Annotated in this window: 16 protein-coding genes; 1 reads left to right on the top strand and 15 read right to left on the bottom strand. The window is 53.7% G+C overall.

Annotated elements, in window-relative coordinates; genetic code table 11:
- Positions 1-10 precede the first annotated feature (10 nt).
- From BUB67_RS01135 to BUB67_RS01125, 3 genes are all read right to left on the bottom strand, one after another.
- A complete protein-coding gene (locus BUB67_RS01135) occupies positions 11-1,189 on the bottom strand; it encodes an LL-diaminopimelate aminotransferase (protein ID WP_073234378.1) in 1,179 nt (392 codons plus the stop codon).
- 66 nt (positions 1,190-1,255) lie between these two features.
- Positions 1,256-2,104 (bottom strand): diaminopimelate epimerase, encoded by an 849-nt coding sequence (dapF, locus tag BUB67_RS01130; protein WP_073234375.1) that lies wholly within the window; start codon positions 2,102-2,104, stop codon positions 1,256-1,258.
- 279 nt (positions 2,105-2,383) lie between these two features.
- The gene (locus BUB67_RS01125; RefSeq protein WP_073234371.1) at positions 2,384-5,134 is read right to left on the bottom strand and encodes a calcium-transporting P-type ATPase, PMR1-type; all 2,751 of its coding nucleotides are present in this window, start codon (positions 5,132-5,134) and stop codon (positions 2,384-2,386) included.
- A 349-nt stretch (positions 5,135-5,483) separates the two neighbouring features.
- On the opposite strand from BUB67_RS01125, the gene BUB67_RS01120 reads away from it, so the two are divergent.
- Positions 5,484-7,256: an Rqc2 family fibronectin-binding protein gene (locus tag BUB67_RS01120; RefSeq protein WP_073234368.1), complete on the top strand. Its 1,773-nt coding sequence runs from the start codon at positions 5,484-5,486 to the stop codon at positions 7,254-7,256.
- A gap of 92 nt (positions 7,257-7,348) precedes the next feature.
- On the opposite strand, the gene BUB67_RS01115 is transcribed toward BUB67_RS01120, so the two are convergent.
- From BUB67_RS01115 to BUB67_RS01060, 12 genes are all read right to left on the bottom strand, one after another.
- Positions 7,349-8,827, bottom strand: coding sequence for an alkaline phosphatase family protein (locus BUB67_RS01115; RefSeq protein WP_073234365.1), 1,479 nt, complete (start codon positions 8,825-8,827; stop codon positions 7,349-7,351).
- 80 nt (positions 8,828-8,907) lie between these two features.
- Positions 8,908-9,480 carry an orotate phosphoribosyltransferase gene (gene pyrE / locus BUB67_RS01110; protein WP_073234363.1) on the bottom strand — a complete coding sequence of 191 codons (573 nt, stop codon included), beginning with the start codon at positions 9,478-9,480 and terminating at the stop codon, positions 8,908-8,910.
- A 144-nt stretch (positions 9,481-9,624) separates the two neighbouring features.
- The gene (lspA, locus tag BUB67_RS01105) at positions 9,625-10,074 is read right to left on the bottom strand and encodes a signal peptidase II (protein ID WP_073234360.1); all 450 of its coding nucleotides are present in this window, start codon (positions 10,072-10,074) and stop codon (positions 9,625-9,627) included.
- A gap of 1 nt (position 10,075) precedes the next feature.
- Positions 10,076-10,813: an orotidine-5'-phosphate decarboxylase gene (pyrF, locus tag BUB67_RS01100; RefSeq protein WP_073234357.1), complete on the bottom strand. Its 738-nt coding sequence runs from the start codon at positions 10,811-10,813 to the stop codon at positions 10,076-10,078.
- Between the two features lie 87 nt (positions 10,814-10,900).
- Entirely contained in the window at positions 10,901-11,815 is a 915-nt protein-coding gene (locus BUB67_RS01095; protein ID WP_073234354.1) for a dihydroorotate dehydrogenase, read from the bottom strand.
- Entirely contained in the window at positions 11,812-12,600 is a 789-nt protein-coding gene (locus BUB67_RS01090; protein ID WP_073234351.1) for a dihydroorotate dehydrogenase electron transfer subunit, read from the bottom strand. The genes BUB67_RS01095 and BUB67_RS01090 overlap by 4 nt, the downstream gene beginning before the upstream one ends.
- 253 nt (positions 12,601-12,853) lie before the next feature.
- Positions 12,854-16,081, bottom strand: a complete 3,228-nt coding sequence (gene carB, locus BUB67_RS01085) for a carbamoyl-phosphate synthase large subunit (RefSeq protein ID WP_073234348.1) — start codon at positions 16,079-16,081, stop codon at positions 12,854-12,856.
- A 13-nt stretch (positions 16,082-16,094) separates the two neighbouring features.
- Complete coding sequence (gene carA / locus BUB67_RS01080; protein ID WP_073234344.1) at positions 16,095-17,174, bottom strand: glutamine-hydrolyzing carbamoyl-phosphate synthase small subunit; 1,080 nt, start codon at positions 17,172-17,174, stop codon at positions 16,095-16,097.
- 79 nt (positions 17,175-17,253) lie between these two features.
- On the bottom strand, positions 17,254-18,540 hold the full coding sequence (locus tag BUB67_RS01075) for a dihydroorotase (protein WP_073234341.1): 1,287 nt from the start codon (positions 18,538-18,540) through the stop codon (positions 17,254-17,256).
- Positions 18,524-19,462 (bottom strand): aspartate carbamoyltransferase catalytic subunit, encoded by a 939-nt coding sequence (locus BUB67_RS01070; protein ID WP_073234338.1) that lies wholly within the window; start codon positions 19,460-19,462, stop codon positions 18,524-18,526. The genes BUB67_RS01075 and BUB67_RS01070 overlap by 17 nt, the downstream gene beginning before the upstream one ends.
- A 215-nt stretch (positions 19,463-19,677) precedes the next feature.
- Positions 19,678-20,235 carry a bifunctional pyr operon transcriptional regulator/uracil phosphoribosyltransferase PyrR gene (gene pyrR / locus BUB67_RS01065; RefSeq protein ID WP_073234335.1) on the bottom strand — a complete coding sequence of 186 codons (558 nt, stop codon included), beginning with the start codon at positions 20,233-20,235 and terminating at the stop codon, positions 19,678-19,680.
- Positions 20,236-20,441: 206 nt separating this feature from the next.
- Positions 20,442-20,717, bottom strand: coding sequence for a YqhV family protein (locus BUB67_RS01060; RefSeq protein ID WP_073234332.1), 276 nt, complete (start codon positions 20,715-20,717; stop codon positions 20,442-20,444).
- Positions 20,718-20,752 lie beyond the last annotated feature (35 nt).

The raw sequence follows: 20,752 nt of genomic DNA, 5'->3' as shown, positions 1-20,752 counted from the left end.
AATTTAGGTATTAAAACTCCACTTTCCCGATATTCTTCTTCATCCGCTCCAGGGCTTCCACAATGCGCTCCTTGGGGATGGTGACAGAGATGCGGAAATATCCTTCGCCCTGCTGGCCGTAGCCGTTGCCGGGGGTGATGACCACACCGGCCTTCTCAATGACAAATTCCGCAAAGGAAGCCGAGGTGAAGCCCCTGGGCACCGGCGCCCAGATGTAGAAGGTGGCCTTGGGTTTCTCTAAATTCCACCCCATGGCATTGAGACCCTCCACCACAATATCCCTGCGCTCCCGGTAAATTTCGTTGTTGGCCGCCACGGTGTCCTGGGGGCCGTTGAGACCGGCAATGGCGGCGTATTGAACAGCCTGGAACTGGCCGGAATCAATGTTGGTTTTAAAACGTCCCAGGGCCTCAATAACGTCCGGGTTGCCGGCGGCCCAGCCTATACGCCAGCCGGTCATGTTATAGGCCTTGGACACGGAATTAAACTCAATGCCCACTTCTTTGGCGCCGGGGATCTGCAGGAAGGAAAGCGGTTTATAACCGTCAAAGGCTACTTCGGAGTACGCATTGTCATGGCATACTAAGATTTCATATTGTTTGGCAAAATCAATGACTTCCTTATAAAAGTTTTCATCGGCCACTGCGCCGGTGGGGTTGTTAGGATAATTGATAAACATCATCTTGGCCTTCCTGGCCACATCCTCCGGAATGGCAGCCAGATCCGGCAGGAAGCCTTTTTCGGCAGTCAGGGGCATATAGTAGGGTTCAGCGCCGGCTAAAATGGCCCCGCCGCTGTATACCGGGTAGCCCGGATCGGGAACCAGCACGGTATCACCTGGGTTGAGATAGCACCAGGAGATATGAGCGATACCTTCTTTGGAACCAATTAAAGAAACCACTTCTGTTTTGGGGTCCAGCTCAACGCCGAAACGCCTGGCATAAAAATCTGCCACCGCCTTGCGATAGGACAGCATGCCCACGGAGGATGGATACTGGTGATTTTCCGGGACGGCCACCTGCTTCTGAGCTTCTTTAATAATATGTTCCGGGGTGGGGATATCAGGGTCACCGATGCCCAGGCTGATAACATCCACGCCCTCTTCCTTTTTCTGAGCAATCACTTTTTCAATACGGGCAAACAGGTAGGGGGGCAGGTTCTTTATCCTTTGAGCTTCTTCAAAGCGCAAAATAAATTCCTCCTTTTTACTACGGTTCGTGCAAAGTATAACAATGACAACCGGTCATTTGCAACCTTACCGCCGGTTGTATACTGTATATTCACCGGTAAAGACTTCCTTGGCCGGACCGGTCATGTATACGCTGCCGTTGTCCGACCACTCAATGGCTAAAGGTCCGCCGGGCAGATGTACCGTTACGTTTCTTTCGGTTAAATTGTTTAACACCCCGGCCACAGCCACCGCACAGGCGCCGGTACCGCAGGCCATGGTGGGACCGGCGCCCCGCTCCCACACCAACATACGGACTTCCCTGGGACTTATCACCTGGACAAACTCCACATTGGTTTTTCTGGGAAAAGCCGGGTGAGTCTCGATCCGGGGGCCGATGTCCGCCAGAGGGATGGCCGAGACATCCGGAACAAATATGACACAGTGGGGATTGCCCATGGAAACAGCGGTAATATAAAAGGTCTGGCCGTCCACCTCCAGGGGCTCATGAATCACCTGTCCTGCCGGTCCCACCATGGGAATCTGCGCACGTTCCAACCTGGGAGCGCCCATATCCACTCTTACCGCTTCCACCACACCGTTGTTTTGGATGATTTGCGGCACGATGATACCGGCCAGTGTTTCTACTTTAATTTCATCTTTCCTGACAATATCATGTTCATATAAATACTTGGCCACACAGCGAATGGCGTTGCCGCACATTTCCGCCTCACTGCCGTCTGAGTTGATAATTTTCATCCGGACATCGGCAACCCCGGAGTCCAGCAGCAATACCAGGCCGTCGGCGCCAATACCAAACCTGCGATCACACATTTCTTTGGCCAGTGTACTGCAGTCATCCGGCAATCCCTGGCCGGTACCGGCATTTACCAGTATAAAGTCGTTTCCTAAGCCATGTACCTTGGTAAAAAACAAATAAGTTACCTCCTTAGTGTCCTTTATATCATTTTACGCAACAGTCGGTTTTCATGTAGTATGTCCTGTGATCGATAGATTTCTACTTATTGTATACATTTCCTGCCTGATCCCTTATTGTACATTGTATATCTGTGGGCTATGGGGCATTTCTTTTGGGTCAGCTGTCAGCCGTCAGCTTTTAGGAGTGATAAGAAAAAAAGGAAAAACCCAAAGGTTTCTTCCAACCAGTGGGTCTTTTTCTTTCGAAATTGAACCTCGAACTTCGAATTTCGAAGATTATGCACGAATATACATAATCCGCTCTTTTGCCCTGTCCTTGACGGCCTTGCCTGCGATTCCCAAAAGCTGGGGTACCACGGCGATGGTCAGCACCACCGCCCAGTGTTTGAGCTCCAGGGGTACGGTATGAAAAATCGGCTGCAGGAAACTGATGTAGTTGACAGCCAACTGCAGGCAGGCGGAGACCGTCACTGCCAGCACCAGTTGGGGATTGCCCAATAAGCCGGTTTCCAAAATGGAATGTCTTTCTGAGCGGCAGGAAAAGACAAAGAACAGTTGGAAGAACACCAGCGTGTTAAAAGCCATGGTTCTGGCCAGTTCCACCTGCCCCATCATCAGCCCGATGGCAAAAGCCACCAGGGTCCCCAGGGCAAAGACCGTACCGGTGCTGACAATGCGCCAGCCCAAACCGTGGGAAAAAACACTTTCCTGAGGGTCCCGGGGACGCCGGTACATAATGTCCTTTTCTGCGGGATCCACCCCCAGGGCCATGGCCGGCAGCCCGTCGGTAACCAGGTTCATCCAGAGTATTTGAATGGGCAGCAGGGGCAGCGGCATGCCCATCAACACAGCCAGGAACATGGTCAATACTTCCCCTACGTTACAGGACAGCAGATAACGAATGAATTTACGGATGTTATCGTAGATGGCTCTTCCTTCCTCAATGGCTGCCACAATGGTGGTGAAGTTATCGTCGGCCAGGACCATGGCCGATGCTTCTTTGGTTACGTCCGTCCCTGCCTTCCCCATGGCCACCCCGATGTCTGCTTCTTTTACAGCCGGAGCATCGTTAACCCCGTCTCCGGTCATGGCCACCACGTGCCCGTTCCTTTTCAGGGCCCGAACGATCCGCAGCTTATGCCTGGGGGTCACCCGGGCATAGACAGCCGTATTTTCGGCCGCCTCCTGTAACTCTTCATCACACATACGGTCCAGTTCGGCTCCGGTCAACACCCTGGCGCCCTTGGACAGCAGCCCCAGTTCTTTGCCAACGGCCTGGGCGGTGAGTTGGTGATCACCGGTGATCATCACCGTCCGAATACCGGCCCGGCGACAGGCTTGCACGGCCTGAACGGCAGCCGGTCGGGGCGGGTCAATCATGCCGGCCAGACCTAAAAAAATCAACCGCTGCTCCACTGTATCTTCGTTTAGTTCTTCGATGGAATCCAAACAGCCTAAATCACGATAAGCCAGGGCCAGTACCCGCAGGGCCTCCCTGGCCATGTCCGAATTTTTCTTCAACAACTCTTGCCGGGTATTTTCAGTGAGGGGGATCATGCGACCGTCCCGGTAGATGTGAGTGCATAATTCCAGTATAACATCCGGAGCGCCCTTGACATAGGCTGTTAACTGACCGTTTTCCTTTTGATAAACGACGGACATTCTTTTACGCATACTGTCAAAGGGGAACTCCAAAACCCTTTTTTCTTCCCTTTCCAAATCTCTGCGCCAGATCTTTCCCTTGGCTGCCATCACCATCAAGGCCCCTTCGGTGGGATCTCCCGCCACTCCCCATACGCTGGTTAATTTGCCGGATTTCAGGTTGCGGAAAATGCCACCCACAGAGATTTCTCCCTTGGTTAATCGAGCGTTATTGCAGAGGGCGGCACATTTCAGAAACAGGTGAAATTCCGGTCCCTTCGTTCCGTCAAAGCGAAAATCCCCTTTGGGGTCATATCCTTCCCCGGACACTTTGATTTGTGTATTGCCCACCAGGGCCCGGCGCACAGTCATCTGATTTTCGGTTAAGGTCCCGGTTTTGTCGCTGCAGATAATAGTAGCACAGCCCAAGGTCTCCACTGCCGGCAGGCGGCGAATAATGGCGTTTCGTTTGATCATTCTCTGGACACCGATGGCCAGAGCGATGGTGACAATGGCCGGCAGTCCTTCCGGTATGGCTGCCACCGCCAAACTGACACCGGCCAAAAACATTTGGTAGAGGGGTTCTCCTCGCATAACCCCCAACAGTACCACCAGGGCACACACCAGTAAACAAAAAATCACCAGTGCCTTGCCCAACTGTTCCAGGCGACGCTGCAAAGGGGTTTGATCATCTTCCGCTTCCTGGATCATTCTGGTGATGTGTCCCATTTCAGTGTGCATGCCGGTGGCCACCACGACGCCCCTGCCCCTGCCCCGGACAACAACGGTCCCCATGTAGGCCATGTTCCGGGTGTCTCCCAGGCAGATTTCTTCTTGCCCGGCCATATTGGCTACCCGCTTCTTGACCGGGTTTGATTCTCCGGTAAGGGCAGATTCTTCCACTTCCAGGTTGGAAACTTCCAATAACCGCATGTCCGCTGGCACCTTATCCCCGGTGTCAAGCAAGACAACATCCCCGGGCACCAACTCGGCGGCTGGCACCTTTCTTTCCAGTCCGTTTCTGACGACCCTCGCTTCGGGGGCTGTCAGCGCCTTCAGGGCCTCCATGGATTTTTCAGCTCGAAATTCCTGAATAAACCCGAGAATGGCGTTTACCACCACAATAATCATAATGGTAATGGCATCGGCCCATTCACCCAAAAAACCGGACACCAGGGTAGCGGCAATTAAAACCAGGACCATAAAATCCTTGAACTGGTCCAAAAACATTTTCCAGGGCGGCGTTTTCCGGGCGCTGATTAATTTATTGGGACCAAAATGTTCCATCCTCTCCCTGGCCTGCTGCTCGTCCAATCCCTTGTCGGGACAAGTTGCCAGTTTGTCCGTTACCTCCCGTCTTGTCATTGCAAACCAACGCGTGGTCATGGTGTCACCCCTCCAAAAACAAGTTTGTATTAGCTGCCTTCAGCAGTCAGCCGTCAGCCAGGTAGAATAGATTATGCTTGTACCTCTTTAAAAATTTATTCTGTCTGTCCTGAAAAAAGACCCAAGATTTAGATAAACAATTCTGTAAGAGGTATTTCTGAAAATAACTCCTTTGATGTACCATCTTTTTGAATTTGCAAGGTACTGTCGTTATTCCCAGGAGTGAATGGGGAATAACGACAGTACCTCCCCCGTCATATTGGCACCTGAAATGTTTTTCCCCCGAGAATTAAGAGTGACACAGGATGTCCGGTTCGTTAAAATAAGAGGAGTGAGAGGAGAAGATGCTATGGCCTTTGATGGTTTGGTGATGGCTGCCGTGGCCCGGGAACTGGCAGATAAATTGACAGGAGGCCGGGTAGAAAAGATTCAACAACCCGGACCCAGTGAAATCGTAATGGTGATTCATACCCGTGAGAGAGGCAGGCAAAAACTGCTGCTTTCGGCGGATGCCCGGGATGCCCGCGTGCATTTAACCGAAGGCTCCTATGTCAACCCCCTGGCCCCGCCGATTTTCTGTATGGTCCTCCGCAAACATCTGGAAGGCGGACGAATTCGCTCGTTGGAACAGGTGGGCTTGGAACGGATCTTGAAATTTTCCATCGATTCCCGGGATGAACTGGGCCGCCCCGGAGAAAAGCTTCTCATTTGTGAGGTGATGGGCAAACACAGCAATATTTTGCTGGTGGATCCGGACAACAATACCATTGTAGACGGGATTCACCGCTACTCTCATGCGGTTTCCCGCTACCGGGAGGTTTTGCCCAACCGTCCCTACCTGTCCCCTCCGGAGCAGGGCAAACGGGACCCCCGTACCTTCTCGGAAGAACAGTTCCGAACTGAGATCATGGACAGTGATCTGGCAGCCCGGGTGGCCGACGTCCTGCTGCAAAGGATTGCCGGGGTAGGCCCCCAGACCTGCCGGGAAATGGTGGCCCGTGCGGGATTGCCCCTGGACTACCGGCTGGAACACTGCGGGGACTATGAGCTGACCCAGCTCTGGAGGCAGGTGCAATGGGTCTGTACAATGCTGGAGGAAGGTTCCTTTGAACCTACCCTGCTGCTGGACCGTCGGGGACAGCCGCTGGAGTTTGCCGCACTGGATATTACGCATATAAAGGCACACCGTAGAGAAAAGGGCGGTATGAGCAGTGTCTTAGACCGGTATTATGAAAAACTCAATAACTTGCGCTTGCTGGAAGGATACCGCCAGTCCCTTTTGCAAACGGTGCGCAAGGAAATCAGCCGTCTGAAAAAGAAATTGTCTTTATACCAAAAATCTCTGGCTACTGCCGAAAAGGCAGAAAAATATCGCATTTACGGAGAACTTTTGACAGCGTACCTTTATCAAATCGAACAGGGACCCGAAGCAAAGGTGCAAAATTTTTATGATCCTGAGGGCACAGAAGCGGTGATCCCCATGGACCCGTCCTTAACCCCTGCTCAGAATGCCCAGGCTTATTTCAAAAAGTATCTCAAGGCAAAAAACACCAGGGATGCGGTTATAAATCAGTTGGAACAGGCGGAGTCCGAATTGTCCTATCTGGAGGCGGTGGAAACCGCCGTGCTGCAGGCGCCGGATATGGAGGACTTAACGGAAATACGCGGCGAACTGGAAGAACAAACCTACCTGAAACCCAAAGTCCAACAGGGGCGGAGTAAAGCGAAAAAAGAACAGAGCCGTCCCCGGCCCCTGTCCTTCATGTCTTCTGACGGGTATACCATCCTGGTGGGTAAGAATAACAAGCAAAATGATTATCTTACCCTGAGGCTGGCCGGTGATGAGGACCTCTGGTTGCATACCAAGGATATCCCCGGTTCCCATGTCATTATCCGGTGCGACCGGGGCCCTGATGTCCCCGACCAAACCCTGTTGGAGGCAGCTACCCTGGCAGCCTGGTTCAGCAAAGGGCGGCAGTCCGGCAAGGTTCCGGTGGATTACACCCGGCGCCGTCATGTGTGGAAGCCCAAAGGCGCCAAGCCGGGCATGGTGTTGTATGACAACCAGAGGACCCTGTATGTAACCCCCAGTGAGGAACTGGTGGAAAAACTGGAGAAGTGAGAAGCAGTTTACAGCCAAGGGCCAATGGCCAATAGCCAATGGCCCTTGGCCAATAGCTTTTCAACACAGTTTAGTCAACAACCTTTTTCATACTATTTATTTGCTGGTAAGAGGGATTTAATAAAGGGGACTACGTCGACAATGCGGGGCTTTTCAATTTTATGTGAAGTACCGCTGATAATCAGGGGCACCAGGGAGTCTTCTTGATGGAGGGAGCCGTGGCTGCCCTTGCCGGGCCGCCCCAGGTTCCCCTCACCTTGTAAAACATAACCGGGTTTCGCTGTCACCACCAGTTCTCCGGCATGGGGATTGTCCAGACAATGGCTGATGCGTTCCAGGGCATTGGGATACAAGCCATACCGAATTTGCTCCCCTTCCACCGTTATATCCAGCACTGCCTCGTCCCCGGTTATATCCCACCGGTTCCCATAGTCATCCCGGATATTCCCGCCTTTACGAAAGGATAGCGTTCCCTTTCCCGTTTCTACATGGTACCAGGTTTCCTCCTTCCAAATCACCTGATCAACCTGCGACTCCTGTAACAGGCACTTCACCATATTTCTTCTCATGCCCGGTCGGTATCTCAGGATGTAGATGTAGGCCATCCGCTCATTGGAACAAATGGCAATGTCTTTCTCTTCGATGTTCTCATCACCGATTTTGGCCTGGGAGTACATGGCTAGCCGTCTGGGTATTTTTATGATCGCTTTTTTGCCTTTTTCCAGCGTTGATTGGGCATGATCCCCTACCACAATAATCATGTATTCTTCCAGGGCCCTTTCCCAACTGGGGAAACAGTTGAGGATCTCGGCTATCTTTTTGTCAAGTCTGGTTAAACAGGGGTCACAGCAGTCCGCATTTTGAGCATGTGCTACGTCGTCGGTGTCCGGAAAATACACTGTCAACAAATCGGGACGCTGTTTTTGATGCAAAAACCATTCTGCCGCCCGGACGGAAAACTTATCATTAAGGCCAAACTTTCGCCAGTACCGTATATCCTTGACGGTTTGCCGCAATGCTCCGGGCGGCTGGTACACCTGACCCAGGCAAAAACCTTTGGGCCCGTAGATTCTCATGTCTTCCAGTTCAAAAAGGGTAAGAAGTTTTAGAAAAAAAGGAATGTGGGCCGAATATTCCGTGTTCCCCCGGTAAAAAAACTGGTTCACAGCAGCGGTGTAGAGACCCCTGGCTTCCAAGTCCTCATAGATGGTCCGTACTTCCCAACTGAGATGCTTGAGGTTCAAGTTAAATACAAAATCCTGGGCAGCCTGCCGCAGCCCCCTTTTAAAAAGGGATAACCATTTTGCATTATAATCCACAATTCTTCTCTCTCCCCGGTGATACCAGACAATGCCGGGGATGGTATGCAGCGAAGGCGGCGCCCCGGTGGACAGAGTACAGGTACAGGCGGGGGTCATGGTGGGAAAATTAGAAACACAACGATGATCCAGGGTACCGTTTTCTATAAGAAAGGACAAGGCAGGAAGTTTGCCTTGTTGACGACAGTATTCCAATGCCCTGGGGTGAAAGGAATCAATGATAATATAGAGAACCCTTTTGGTTTTTGGCATGGCAGCCCCTCCAAAATATAAAAACAAAAACTCCCCTATAGCTTGTGCCGATACGGGGAGTTTTATTTTCTGTTTCTCGGCTACACCTGGCGGCTGCCGGGTTTTATGGCCGGAATGCCCTGGTCACAGAGAGGGCAGTGATCGGGCTCAAAAGTTTCCACTGAAACCGTCAGCAGGGCTTCGGTCCTTACACCAAGATCCGCTTTGCCATTGCTGCGGTCCACCAAAACCCCCACCCCCACAACTTCGCCGCCAAGGCCACGCACCAATTCGATCACTTCAGCCACGGACCCGCCGGTGGTAATGACATCCTCCACCACCAGCACCTTTTCACCGGGGGCGACGGTAAAATTGCGCCTGAGCAACATTTTACCGTTTTCTCTTTCCGTAAACAGGCTGCGAACCCCCAGTGCCCGTGCCACCTCATAAGAGACCAGAATGCCCCCCATGGCCGGGCCAATGACAGTCTCCACACCCTGACCCGCAAAACGTTGAGCGATTTCTTGACAAAGCCGTTCTGTGTAATGGGGGTATTGGAGCACCTGGGCACACTGGAAGTAGCGGTTGCTGTGCTTGCCGGAAGTTAACCGGAAATGTCCTGTCAACATAGCCCCGGTTTTGGTAAAGATATCAAGGATTTCTTCTCTGGTCATATCGCCCTCCATGATTCAAATCAGATTTTACATCAATGGGATGGATCCTGCCAATAAACAATGTTGTCAGACTGTGACAAAAGGATAACACCTTACCATCAATGCCACCCGGGAAGTTGATAGTTTACATAATTATTATTATTGTTAACCCTTCTGCCTGCGGAACTCCCGGAAGGCGTCCAGCAAAATCAACCCCACGCCGATGCAGATGGCGGTATCCGCTAGGTTAAAAACCGGCCAGACCCGAAAATCCAGGAAATCAATAACCCTGGCAAAGCGAATGCGGTCCGCTAGGTTGCCGATGGCTCCTCCCGCCACCAGCCCTAGGGCCCATTGGTATAAGGGGCCGGCCTGGCGGATCCGGCGGTGGCCGGCTGCCATTCCCAACAGCACCAGGAGGGTAATGCCCACAAAGAACCAGGTTTTACCGGCCAGCATGCCGAAAGCAGCGCCGGGGTTTTGAATGTAGGTCAGGTGAAACACGTTGGGCCAGACGGGGATGGATTCTCCCTCAACCATTTTGTTCATAACAATAAATTTTGCATACAGGTCGATAAAAACCGTGACCACAAGGACAATCATAAACCGAATCATGTTACAATACCTCGGCCATTTCAGAAAGTATTTTTTGGGCAGCCGCAGAGGGGTCAGCATCGCCGGTGACAGGACGGCCCACCACCAGGTAACTGGCCCCCTGGTCAATGGCCTCGGCCGGCGTCATAATGCGCTTTTGGTCGTCGGAAACCGACCAGGCCGGCCGAATACCGGGGGTGATAATTTTAAAATCATCACCGCAGGCTTCCCGAATGACAGCAATTTCTTTGGGAGATGCCACCACACCGTCCAAACCCGCTTCTTTTGTCAGGATGGCCCAGGCTCGAACTTTTCCTTGAATGTCGCCGGAATATCCTAATTCCTGTTGAAAGACCGGTTGGTCGATGCTGGTCAACACCGTGACGGAGATAACAAGAGGGGCCGGCAGACCGAGGGCTGCCGCCCTCTCCCTCACTGCCCCGGCAGCGGCCCGCATCATGGCAGTGCCGCCGGCGGCATGCACATTGATGATATCCGCCCCCAGGCCCGCTAGGGCCCGGGCCGCCTGTGCCACGGTATTGGGGATGTCGTGCAGCTTTAAATCCAGAAATACCCTGACCCCTTCTTCCTTAATCCGCCTTACCACATCGGGCCCGGCGCTGTAAAAGAGCTGCATACCCACCTTGAACATGCCCACCCGGGGGGACAGTTTTCTTACTAATTCCAGGGCGGCCTCGGTTGTATTCACATCAAGGGCAACAATCAGTTTTTCCTTTGCCAAATGTAATTTTTTATTCATAGGTCCTCCCCAGTAAATATCTACATTTTTTTCTTGTTGCTATACAATGAGTATATACATTCAACACCCTTAACGAGAGGGTGTTTTTTACCTGTGAGCCGCTCCCACCAGTTCTTTAATATCTGTTATACTGTTTTCCACTAAATATGCCTCAATCCCCTCAAGCACATCCAGGGTGGCCCGGGGGTTGACAAAGTTGGCAGTTCCCACCGCCACTGCAGTGGCCCCGGCCAGGATGAATTCCAGGGCATCTTCGGCGGTGGTAATGCCGCCCATACCGATGATGGGTAGCTTCACAGCCCGGTATACCTGCCAGACCGCCCTCACTGCCACCGGTTTTACCGCCGGGCCGGACAGACCGCCCATAATGTTGCCTAAAACAGGTTTTCTCTTGCGCACATCAATGGCCATGCCCAGCAGGGTATTCATCACTGATAACCCGTCCGCCCCGGCTGCTTCCACCGCCCTGGCGATTTCCCCAATATCGGTGACATTGGGGGACAGTTTCACAATCACCGGTAAAGCAGTGGCCTGTTTGACGGCCTTTGTCACTTGGGCTGCGGTGGCTGGGTGGCTGCCAAAGGCCATGCCGCCCTTTTTCACATTGGGACAGGAGATATTGACCTCCAGCCCGGCAATGCCAGGCACGCCGTCCAGCTTGGCCGCCAGCCGGGCATATTCCTCTACGGTGTTGCCGGAGATGTTAACGATGACCCTGGTTTGCAGTGTTGCAAAATAAGGAGCATAATGCTCCACCAAATAATCCGCTCCGGGATTTTGTAAACCGATGGAATTTAAAATGCCGGCAGGGGTTTCCACCAGCCGCGGGGTGGCATTACCTTCCCTTGGCTCCAGGGTTGTCCCCTTTACCACAATGGCGCCCAGCCTGTTAATATCGATATAGGGCCCGTACTCCCGGCCAAAACCAAAGGTGCCGGAGGCCGTGGTGACGGGGTTCTTCATGTTAACGCCGCCGATGGTTACCGCTAAATTCGGTTTCAATCCCACACCACCTGCCAGGATGGAAATACCGGGCCGTCGGCGCAAACTCTCTTGTTGGTGATCTGCCCATGGTGGGCAATTTTCACCGTGCAGGAAAGGCAGGCGCCCACCCCGCAGCCCATATGTTCTTCCAGGGTCACTTCCCCGGGTACATCGGCTTCGGCCAGCATAGCCGAGATTTCTTTCATCATTCCTTTGGGACCGCACACGTAGGTCATGGCCGTCCGCCGCCAGTCGTTGTGACGACGCATCATCTCCGGCACTGTTCCCTTAAAGCCCAGGGAACCGTCGTCGGTGGCAATCACCACTTCCGCTCCCATTTGTACAAACTGGCCGTCACAGAGCAGGTTCTTCTTGTCCCTGGCCCCCAGATACACGGTCACCTGGCACTTCATATTGGCCAGTTCCTGCACCAGGAATACCAGGGGCGCCGCCCCGATGCCGCCGGCCGCCACCGCCACCCGGGAACCCGGCAGCGGCAAGGTGAAGCCCCGACCTAGGGGGCCCATTACATTGATCACGTCGCCAATTTGCTTTTGGGCTAGCAGTTCGGTACCCTTGCCCACCACCCGGAACAGCAGAGCCAGGATCCCTTTGGGGCGGCTGACCATATGAATGGAAATGGGCCTGCGCAGCAGCGGGTCTTGAGAATTGCTGCAGCGTACATGCACAAATTGGCCCGGCACAGCCAGCCGGGCAATCTCCGGAGCCTCCAACTCCATATAGTAGGTTTCCGGCGCCACCGGTAAAACCGCCATTACCTTGGCATCCAGCACCTTGGACATAAACAACCCCTCCAAACCTTTTGTTGAACTTTCTCAACAATATGTCTTAAGTTTAACCTCTTGATGCCAGCCTTGGCAAGGACTTCTAACCAAACAAGGGATCGTGGCAAAGACCGTCCCTTGTTACTCATCTGGCCATTAGTCTTTGGCTGTTGGCCTTTGGCCTTTTGGGCTAATGGCCAATGGCTAACGGCTAAAGGCCACCTCAACTGCCTGTACAAATTTCCGAACATACCGTCTTCATATGAAATTATCAGGGTTGCTGCCGCTTGTCGATATAGTTCTGGAGGGGGATTAAATCGGGTATTTCCCCTTCTTGAATACCGTAGAGCACCTCCACCATGGCCCAGGCGGTGTCCATGGAGGTCAGGCAGGGGACGCCGTGTTCCACCGCCGACCGGCGGATTTTGAAGCCGTCCCGCCGGGGTTCCTTGCCCCGGCTGATGGTGTTGATGACAAGATTGATCTTGCCGGCTTTGATAAGGTCCACAATGGTTTGTCCACCCTCGCCCACTTTGTTGACGACCTCTACTTCAATGCCGTGTTTCTTTAAAAACTTTGCAGTGCCACGGGTGGCGCAAACCTTGTACCCCAGTTCCAACAAGCCCTGGATCACGGGCAGAGACTCTTCTTTGTCACGGTCGGCAATGGTGGCCAGCACGGTCCCCTGCTTGGGAAACTCGGTACCGGCGGCCAGCAGGGCCTTGTACAGGGCCACCGAGAAGTCCTTGTCAACCCCCAGCACCTCGCCGGTGGACTTCATTTCCGGCCCCAGGGAAACATCTACATCCAGCAGCTTGCCGAAGGAGAATACCGGCGCCTTGACAGCCACCAGACCGGCATCCGGCACCAGACCCCCCTGATAACCCATTTCTGCCAGGGTTTTGCCCAGGGCACATTTGGTGGCCAGGTTAACCATCGGAATGCCAGTGACTTTGCTCAAATAAGGAACCGTTCGGCTGGAACGGGGGTTGACTTCGATGACATATATCTGACCCTCGTGCAGCACATACTGGATATTAACCAGCCCTTTGACCCCCAGGGCCAGGGCGATACGCCGGGTGTAGTCCACCATTTGCTCTGTCTGAGATTGGGTCAGGGTCTGGGCCGGGTACACCGCGATGCTGTCTCCCGAATGGACCCCTGCCCGTTCGATGTGTTCCATAATGCCGGGAATTAAGACCGCGGTCCCATCGCAAACAGCATCTACTTCAAATTCCCGGCCCACCATATAGCGGTCCACCAGCACCGGGTGTTCCGGCGTGACTTTTACCGCCCTTTCCATATAAGACAGGAGTTCCTGCCGGGAATAAACGATTTCCATGGCCCGCCCGCCCAGGACATAGGAAGGACGCACCAGCACCGGAAAACCCACTTCTTCGGCGATGCCGGCCGCTTCTTCCACCGAAAAGGCAGTTCGTCCCGCAGGCTTGGGAATATTCAACTCCGTAAGAAATTGATCAAACCGTTTCCTGTCCTCCGCCATATCGATGGCTTCCACCGAGGTGCCGATGATTTGATAACCGGCGGCCTCCAGGGGTTTGGCCAGGTTAATGGCCGTCTGGCCGCCGAATTGTACAATGACTCCCTGGGGCTTTTCCTTTTCCAGGATATTTAAGACGTCTTCCGCCACCAGGGGTTCAAAATACAGCCGGTCCGCGGTATCAAAATCAGTACTGACGGTCTCCGGGTTGTTGTTGATGATGATGGCTTCGATTCCCTCTTCCCGGAGTGCCCATACCGAGTGTACCGAGCAATAATCAAACTCAATTCCCTGGCCGATGCGGATGGGACCCGAACCCAGCACCACCACCTTGGGCCGGCCGGTGGGGATTGCCTCGGTTTCTGACTCGTGGCAGGAATAGTAATAGGGAGTTACCGCTTCAAACTCGGCGGCACAGGTATCCACCATCTTATAAACCGGCTCGATGCCGAAGGACTGCCTGGCCTCCCTTATTTGCTCTTCCGACAGGCCGGTCAACCGGCCGATGTATTGATCCGACAGCCCGTATTTTTTAGCCCGCAGCAATATCTCCTTGCTCAAGCCCCCCGCCGCTGTCTGTTGAAGTTTTCTTTCAAAGTCAACGATGTCCCGGATTTTATCCAGAAAGAACATGTCGATGCCGCTGAGTTCATTAGCCCGTTTTATCTTGCCCCCCCGCCGGAAGAACTCCGCCACCGCAAACAACCGCAGATCCTCTGCCTTTGCCAGTTTGTTTTCCAGCTCTTCCATAGGCAACTCGGCCATTTCCGGCAGATGCAGGCCGTAAATTCCCACCTCCAGGGAGCGGATGGCCTTCAACAGGGCGGACTCAAAGGTGCGGTCGATGGACATGACTTCCCCGGTGGCTTTCATCTGGGTCCCCAGGGACCGGTCGGCTCCGGTGAACTTGTCAAAGGGCCAGCGAGGGAACTTTACCACCACATAATCCAGGCTTGGTTCAAAGCAGGCATAGGTTTTGCCGGTCACGGCGTTGCGTATTTCATCCAGCGTGAGGCCGATGGCAATTTTGGCCGCCACCTTGGCGATGGGATAGCCGGTGGCCTTGGAGGCCAGGGCCGAGGAACGGGATACCCTGGGATTCACTTCGATGACATAATATTTAAAGCTATGCGGGTCCAGGGCAAACTGCACATTGCAGCCTCCCTCAATGCCCAAAGCCCGGATGATTTTAAGAGATGCGCTGCGCAGCATCTGGTACTCCCGGTCGCTGAGGGTCTGCGAGGGGGCCACCACAATGCTGTCCCCGGTGTGGATTCCCACCGGGTCGATGTTTTCCATATTACAAACGGTGATGCAGTTGTCCGCGCTGTCCCGCATGACTTCATACTCAATTTCTTTCCAGCCGGCCACGCTGCGTTCCACCAGAATTTGCCCGATCAAGCTGTGCTTGAGGCCGCGGACGGCCACTGCCTTTAGTTCATCCCGGCTTTGGGCAATGCCGCCGCCGGTGCCGCCCAGGGTGTAGGCCGGTCGCACAATGACCGGGTAGCCGATGGCATCCGCAAACTCCACCGCTTCCCGCACCGAACAAACGATGGTGCTTTCGGGAACCGGCTCACCGATCTGTTCCATCATCAGCTTAAACATTTCCCTGTCTTCCGCCTTGCGGATGGCATCCAGAGGCGTCCCCAGCAGAGTGACGCCTTCTTCTTCCAAAATCCCCTGCTCGGCCAGTTGCAGGGCGATGTTAAGCCCTACCTGCCCTCCCAGGGTGGGCAGCAAGCCGTCAGGCTTTTCCTGCCGGATCACCCTGGTGACAAATTGTGGCGTCAGCGGTTCAATATAAACTTTATCGGCCATGTTGGCATCTGTCATGATGGTGGCGGGGTTGGAGTTCACCAGCACCACTTCCAGGCCCTCTTCCTTCAGAGCACGACAGGCCTGGGTGCCGGCGTAGTCAAACTCCGCCGCCTGACCGATGACAATGGGTCCGGAACCAATTACCAGTACTTTTTTAATCCCCTGCTTTTTGGGCATGGGTTACCTCCCTTCACTGCGCTGCATATTGATTGAGGTGCACCAGGAAGCGGTCAAACAGATATTCAGAATCCATGGGACCGGGGGCTGCCTCCGGGTGATATTGCACCGAGAAGACAGGCAGGCGCTTATGGCAAAGCCCCTCGACGGTATTGTCATTTAAATTGATATGAGAAACTGCAATGTCCTGGGGCAGCGACTCTTTATCCACCGCAAAACCATGATTTTGGGAAGTGATGTATACCCGGCCGCTGGCCAGGTCCTTCACCGGGTGGTTGGCTCCCCGGTGGCCAAACTTCAATTTGTAGGTTTTGCCTCCCACGGCCAGACCGATAATTTGGTGGCCCAGGCAGATGCCGAAAACAGGCAGCTTGCCAATGAGTTCTTTTACGGTCTTAATGGCATAGGGTACATCGGTGGGGTCCCCGGGGCCGTTGGACAACATAATACCTTGAGGATTTAATGCCAGGATTTCTGCCACACCGGTGGTGGGCGGCACCACAATCACTTCACAACCCCGATTATTCAGGCAGCGTATAATATTGGCCTTGGCGCCAAAATCCATCAGCACCACCCGGTGCCCGCTGCCGGGAACAGTGTAAATTTCTTTGGTGGCTACGGTGGGCACCAGTTCCTGCCCGGAAATATACGGGCAGGTTTTGGCCTTTTCCACCAGTTCCCGGGGGTCAACCGTCCCGGTGCTGATGACGCCCCGCATGGTACCGTGGTTGCGGATACGTCTGGTTAAGGCCCGGGTGTCGATACCAGAAATCCCAATGACACCTTCCCGGGCCAAAAATTCATCAATTTTGTTGCTGACCCGCCAGTTGCTGGGACGGTCGCATGCTTCTTTCACCACAAATCCCCGGACAAAGGAACTCCTGGCCTCAAAATCGTCTTTATTGATACCGTAATTGCCGATCAGCGGGTAGGTCATGACCACGATTTGCCCGCAATAGGACGGGTCGGTTAAAACCTCTTGATAACCGGTCATGCCGGTATTAAAAACCACTTCTCCCCACTGCTCGCCGGTGGCGCCAAAGGCCTTGCCGGTAAAAACGGTTCCATCTTCCAGCGCTAAATATGCTTGCATTATGCAAAGACACCTCCGTCATTTTGTTACTTCTTTGTATAATTATACATTAGTCTGTATAATTATCTACTGTTTATTTCTACACCAGGAGCCGTCTTTCCTGCATAACGATATTGCCATTTACCATGGTCATAACCGGCAGCCCCGTTAATTTCCACCGGGCAAAGGGAGTGTTCTTGCTTTTACTTTGCAGTTTGGCCGGGTCCACTACTTCACTCAAGTTGGGGTCAATGACGGTGATGTCCGCCACCGCACCGGGCGTCAGTCTTCCCCCGGGGAGTCCCAGCACCTGCCTGGGATGCCAGCTCAGCTTTGCCACCGCCTGGGGTACGGTGAGGATGCCTGGCTGTACCAATCGGGTAAAGACCAGTCCCACGGCGGTTTCCAGTCCGACCAGCCCGTTGGGCGCATATTGAAACTCCACATCCTTTTCGTAGTAGGCATGGGGTGCATGATCGGTGGCAATGACATCGATGGTGCCGTCCCTCAGCCCTTCTTTCACTGCCTCCACGTCCGCCTGCCGGCGCAGGGGCGGGTTTACTTTGGCGTTGGTATTAAAACCCTGCACCGCCTCATCTGTCAGTGTAAAGTGGTGGGGTGTGACCTCAGCCGTAACCTTAATGCCCCGGGCCTTGGCCTCCCTGATCAGCCGTACGCTGCCCTCGGTGCTGATATGTGCCAGGTGCAGCCGGCAACCGGTGGCCTCGGCCAGCAGGATGTCCCTGGCCACCATCACCTCTTCGGCAGCGGCAGGAATCCCTTTCAGACCCAACATGGTGGACACAGCGCCCTCATGCATCTGGCCGCCGGCGGCCAGGCTTAAATCCTCACAGTGGGAGATTACCGTCAGCCCCAGCATCGCTGCATACTGCATGACCCTGTACATGGTGCCGGCATCCATCACCGGCTGGCCGTCATCGGACAGGGCCACCGCCCCGGCGGCCTTTAAATCGGCCATTTCGGTCAACTCTTTCCCCTGGGAACCCTTGGTCAGCGCCCCGATGGGGTAAACCCCGACAGCGGCATGGCGGGCCTTCTGTTTTATAAAACTAATCACTGCCGCGTTGTCCGCCACCGGGTTGGTATTGGGCATGCAGGCCACTGCGGTAAAGCCGCCCATGGCCGCAGCCCGGGTGCCGCTTTGTATGTCTTCTTTATATTCATAGCCCGGCTCCCGCAGGTGGACATGCATATCCAGCAACCCCGGGCAGACATACCTGCCGGTGGCATCGATGACGGCTGCCTCCGGATCTTTCAATTCCTTGCCTGTTTCCACAATAAGGCCGTTTGCCACTAAAACATCTGATTCTGTAAGGGTCTCAGCCACAGGGTCTACAATTGTTCCGCCTTTAATGAGAAATCGCATTATGTTCACCTCCCGTTAACAGGTACAACAATGCCATACGAACCGCTACACCGTTGGTGACCTGCTCGTTAATCACCGATCGGTTGCCGTAGGCCACCTGGGGATCAATTTCGACACCCCGGTTCATGGGGCCCGGATGCATAATTAAAGCGTCCGGCGCTGTTAATTCCAACCTCTTCTGGTTTATGCCAAAGAGCCGGCTGTATTCCCGGAGGGACGGGAATAATCCCTGCTGCTGTCTTTCCAATTGGATGCGCAATACATTGACCACATCAACCCCCTCCAGGGCAGCCTCCACTTCGGTATACACCCTGGCTCCCATTTGCTCAATGTCCGGCGGCAGCAAGGTGGCAGGACCCACCACCCTCACTTCGGCTCCCATCTTGGTCAGGCCCCAAATGTTGGACCTGGCTACCCGGCTGTGCAGGATGTCTCCTACGATGGCCACTTTAAGGCCCGCCAAACTCCCCTTCTTTTCCCGGATGGTAAACATGTCCAGCAGGGCCTGGGTGGGGTGTTCGTGGGTGCCGTCCCCGGCATTGATGACCGCCGCCGGAATACACCTGGCCAGGTACTCGGCCGCACCGCTGGCCGGGTGCCGCATAACCACCACATCCACGCCCATGGCTGTCAGGGTAAGGCCGGTATCCCGCAGGCTTTCTCCCTTGGCCACCGAACTGCCGGAGGCAGACAGCCCCACGGTATCAGCGCTGAGAAACTTGGCTGCCAGCTCAAAGGAGGATCTGGTTCTGGTACTGTTTTCGTAAAACAGGGTCACCACGCTGCGCCCCCGCAGAGTGGGTGTTTTTTTTATTTTTCGGCCAATAATTTCTTTCATGGGCACCGCGGTATCCAGCACCAGGTTGATTTCCTCCGGTGTCAGTTGTCTGAGTCCCAACAGGTCTTTTCTTTGCCAAAACATACCTCAGCCCTCCTTTGTATTATCCGTTCCCTTTTTTTTATTAAAGTAGCACTTTTTTTAAATAAAAGGGCCCCAACCAGGTTTTGAAAACCTGGCTGAGGCCGGCAATTTGGCTGCTTACCCAGCGAATAAGGTACATCTCTGCCTGAATCCCTAACCCGGGGGGATCACCTTGCCGGCCTCTCTGGACCGTTTTTAAAGGTTTTTCAGGGACATTATTCTGTTCCTTCTAAAATGACTACTCTTTCTTCGCCGTCAATTTCCGTTAACCGGACGGAAATAACCTCCTTGCGGGAAGTGGGGACATTTTTCCCCACATAATCAGCCCGAATGGGAATCTCCCGGTGGCCCCGGTCAATTAAAACCGCCAGTTGTACCACTTCCGGTCTGCCTAAATCCATAATGGCATCCAAAGCGGCCCGGACAGTGCGACCGGTATAAAGCACATCGTCCACCAGCACCAGCTTTTTGCCGGTGACCGGGAATTTAACCTCCGTTTGATGAACCTGTGGCTGATTGGCCAGTGTGGTCAAATCATCCCTGTACAGGGTGATATCCAAAATGCCCACCGGCACAGTGGTTCCTTCAATGTCGCTGATATACTTGGCCAGACGCTGGGCCAGGGGAACCCCGCGGCGCCGCACGCCGATTAAAGCCACATTTTCCACGCCTTTGTTCCGTTCGATAATTTCATGGGCGATCCGGACCAGAGCCCTTCTCATACCCTTATCATCCAGTATCTGGGCTTTTTCCTTGAGATCCCGCTCGTTCATATGAAGGACACCTCCAAGAAGATAACACGCTAAAAATGCTTACCGGTTACGGTAAGCATGCATAGTTTAACCTTAAATGAGGTTTTCTATGTTCCTTACCGGCCTCACTGGACCAAATTAAAGGTTAGCTGGTATAAGTTTACCACCCGGAGACAACACTGTCAATTGAGATGTGGGAAATGAGGTAAGAAATAAGAAAAAACCTATTAGGGGCGGCTGATGCCGTAGAAAATTAGTACAACGCCGGAAAAGATAATCCCCAGTTTACTGAAGGAGACCTTCCCTGCCAATCCTGCCAGCCCCAGGGTGGTCACCAGTACCATAATGCTCGGGCCAACCATGGCCAGCACGGCATTTATTTTTAAAGCCGTTTCCACCCTGCCAAATTTCAACATTAAAAAGGCTGCCGTAAGTTCAATACTGGCTGAAAAGCAGCGCAGCAGGGCCATGGCAAAGACAATTCTATCTGTAACAAAAAACATAATACCCCTCCGCTTACCATCTTTTCCTTTACTTA

The organism is Desulforamulus putei DSM 12395 (genome assembly GCF_900129195.1).
GTDB lineage: Bacteria > Bacillota > Desulfotomaculia > Desulfotomaculales > Desulfotomaculaceae > Desulfotomaculum > Desulfotomaculum putei.
This window is presented reverse-complemented; position numbering and strand designations above follow the sequence as displayed.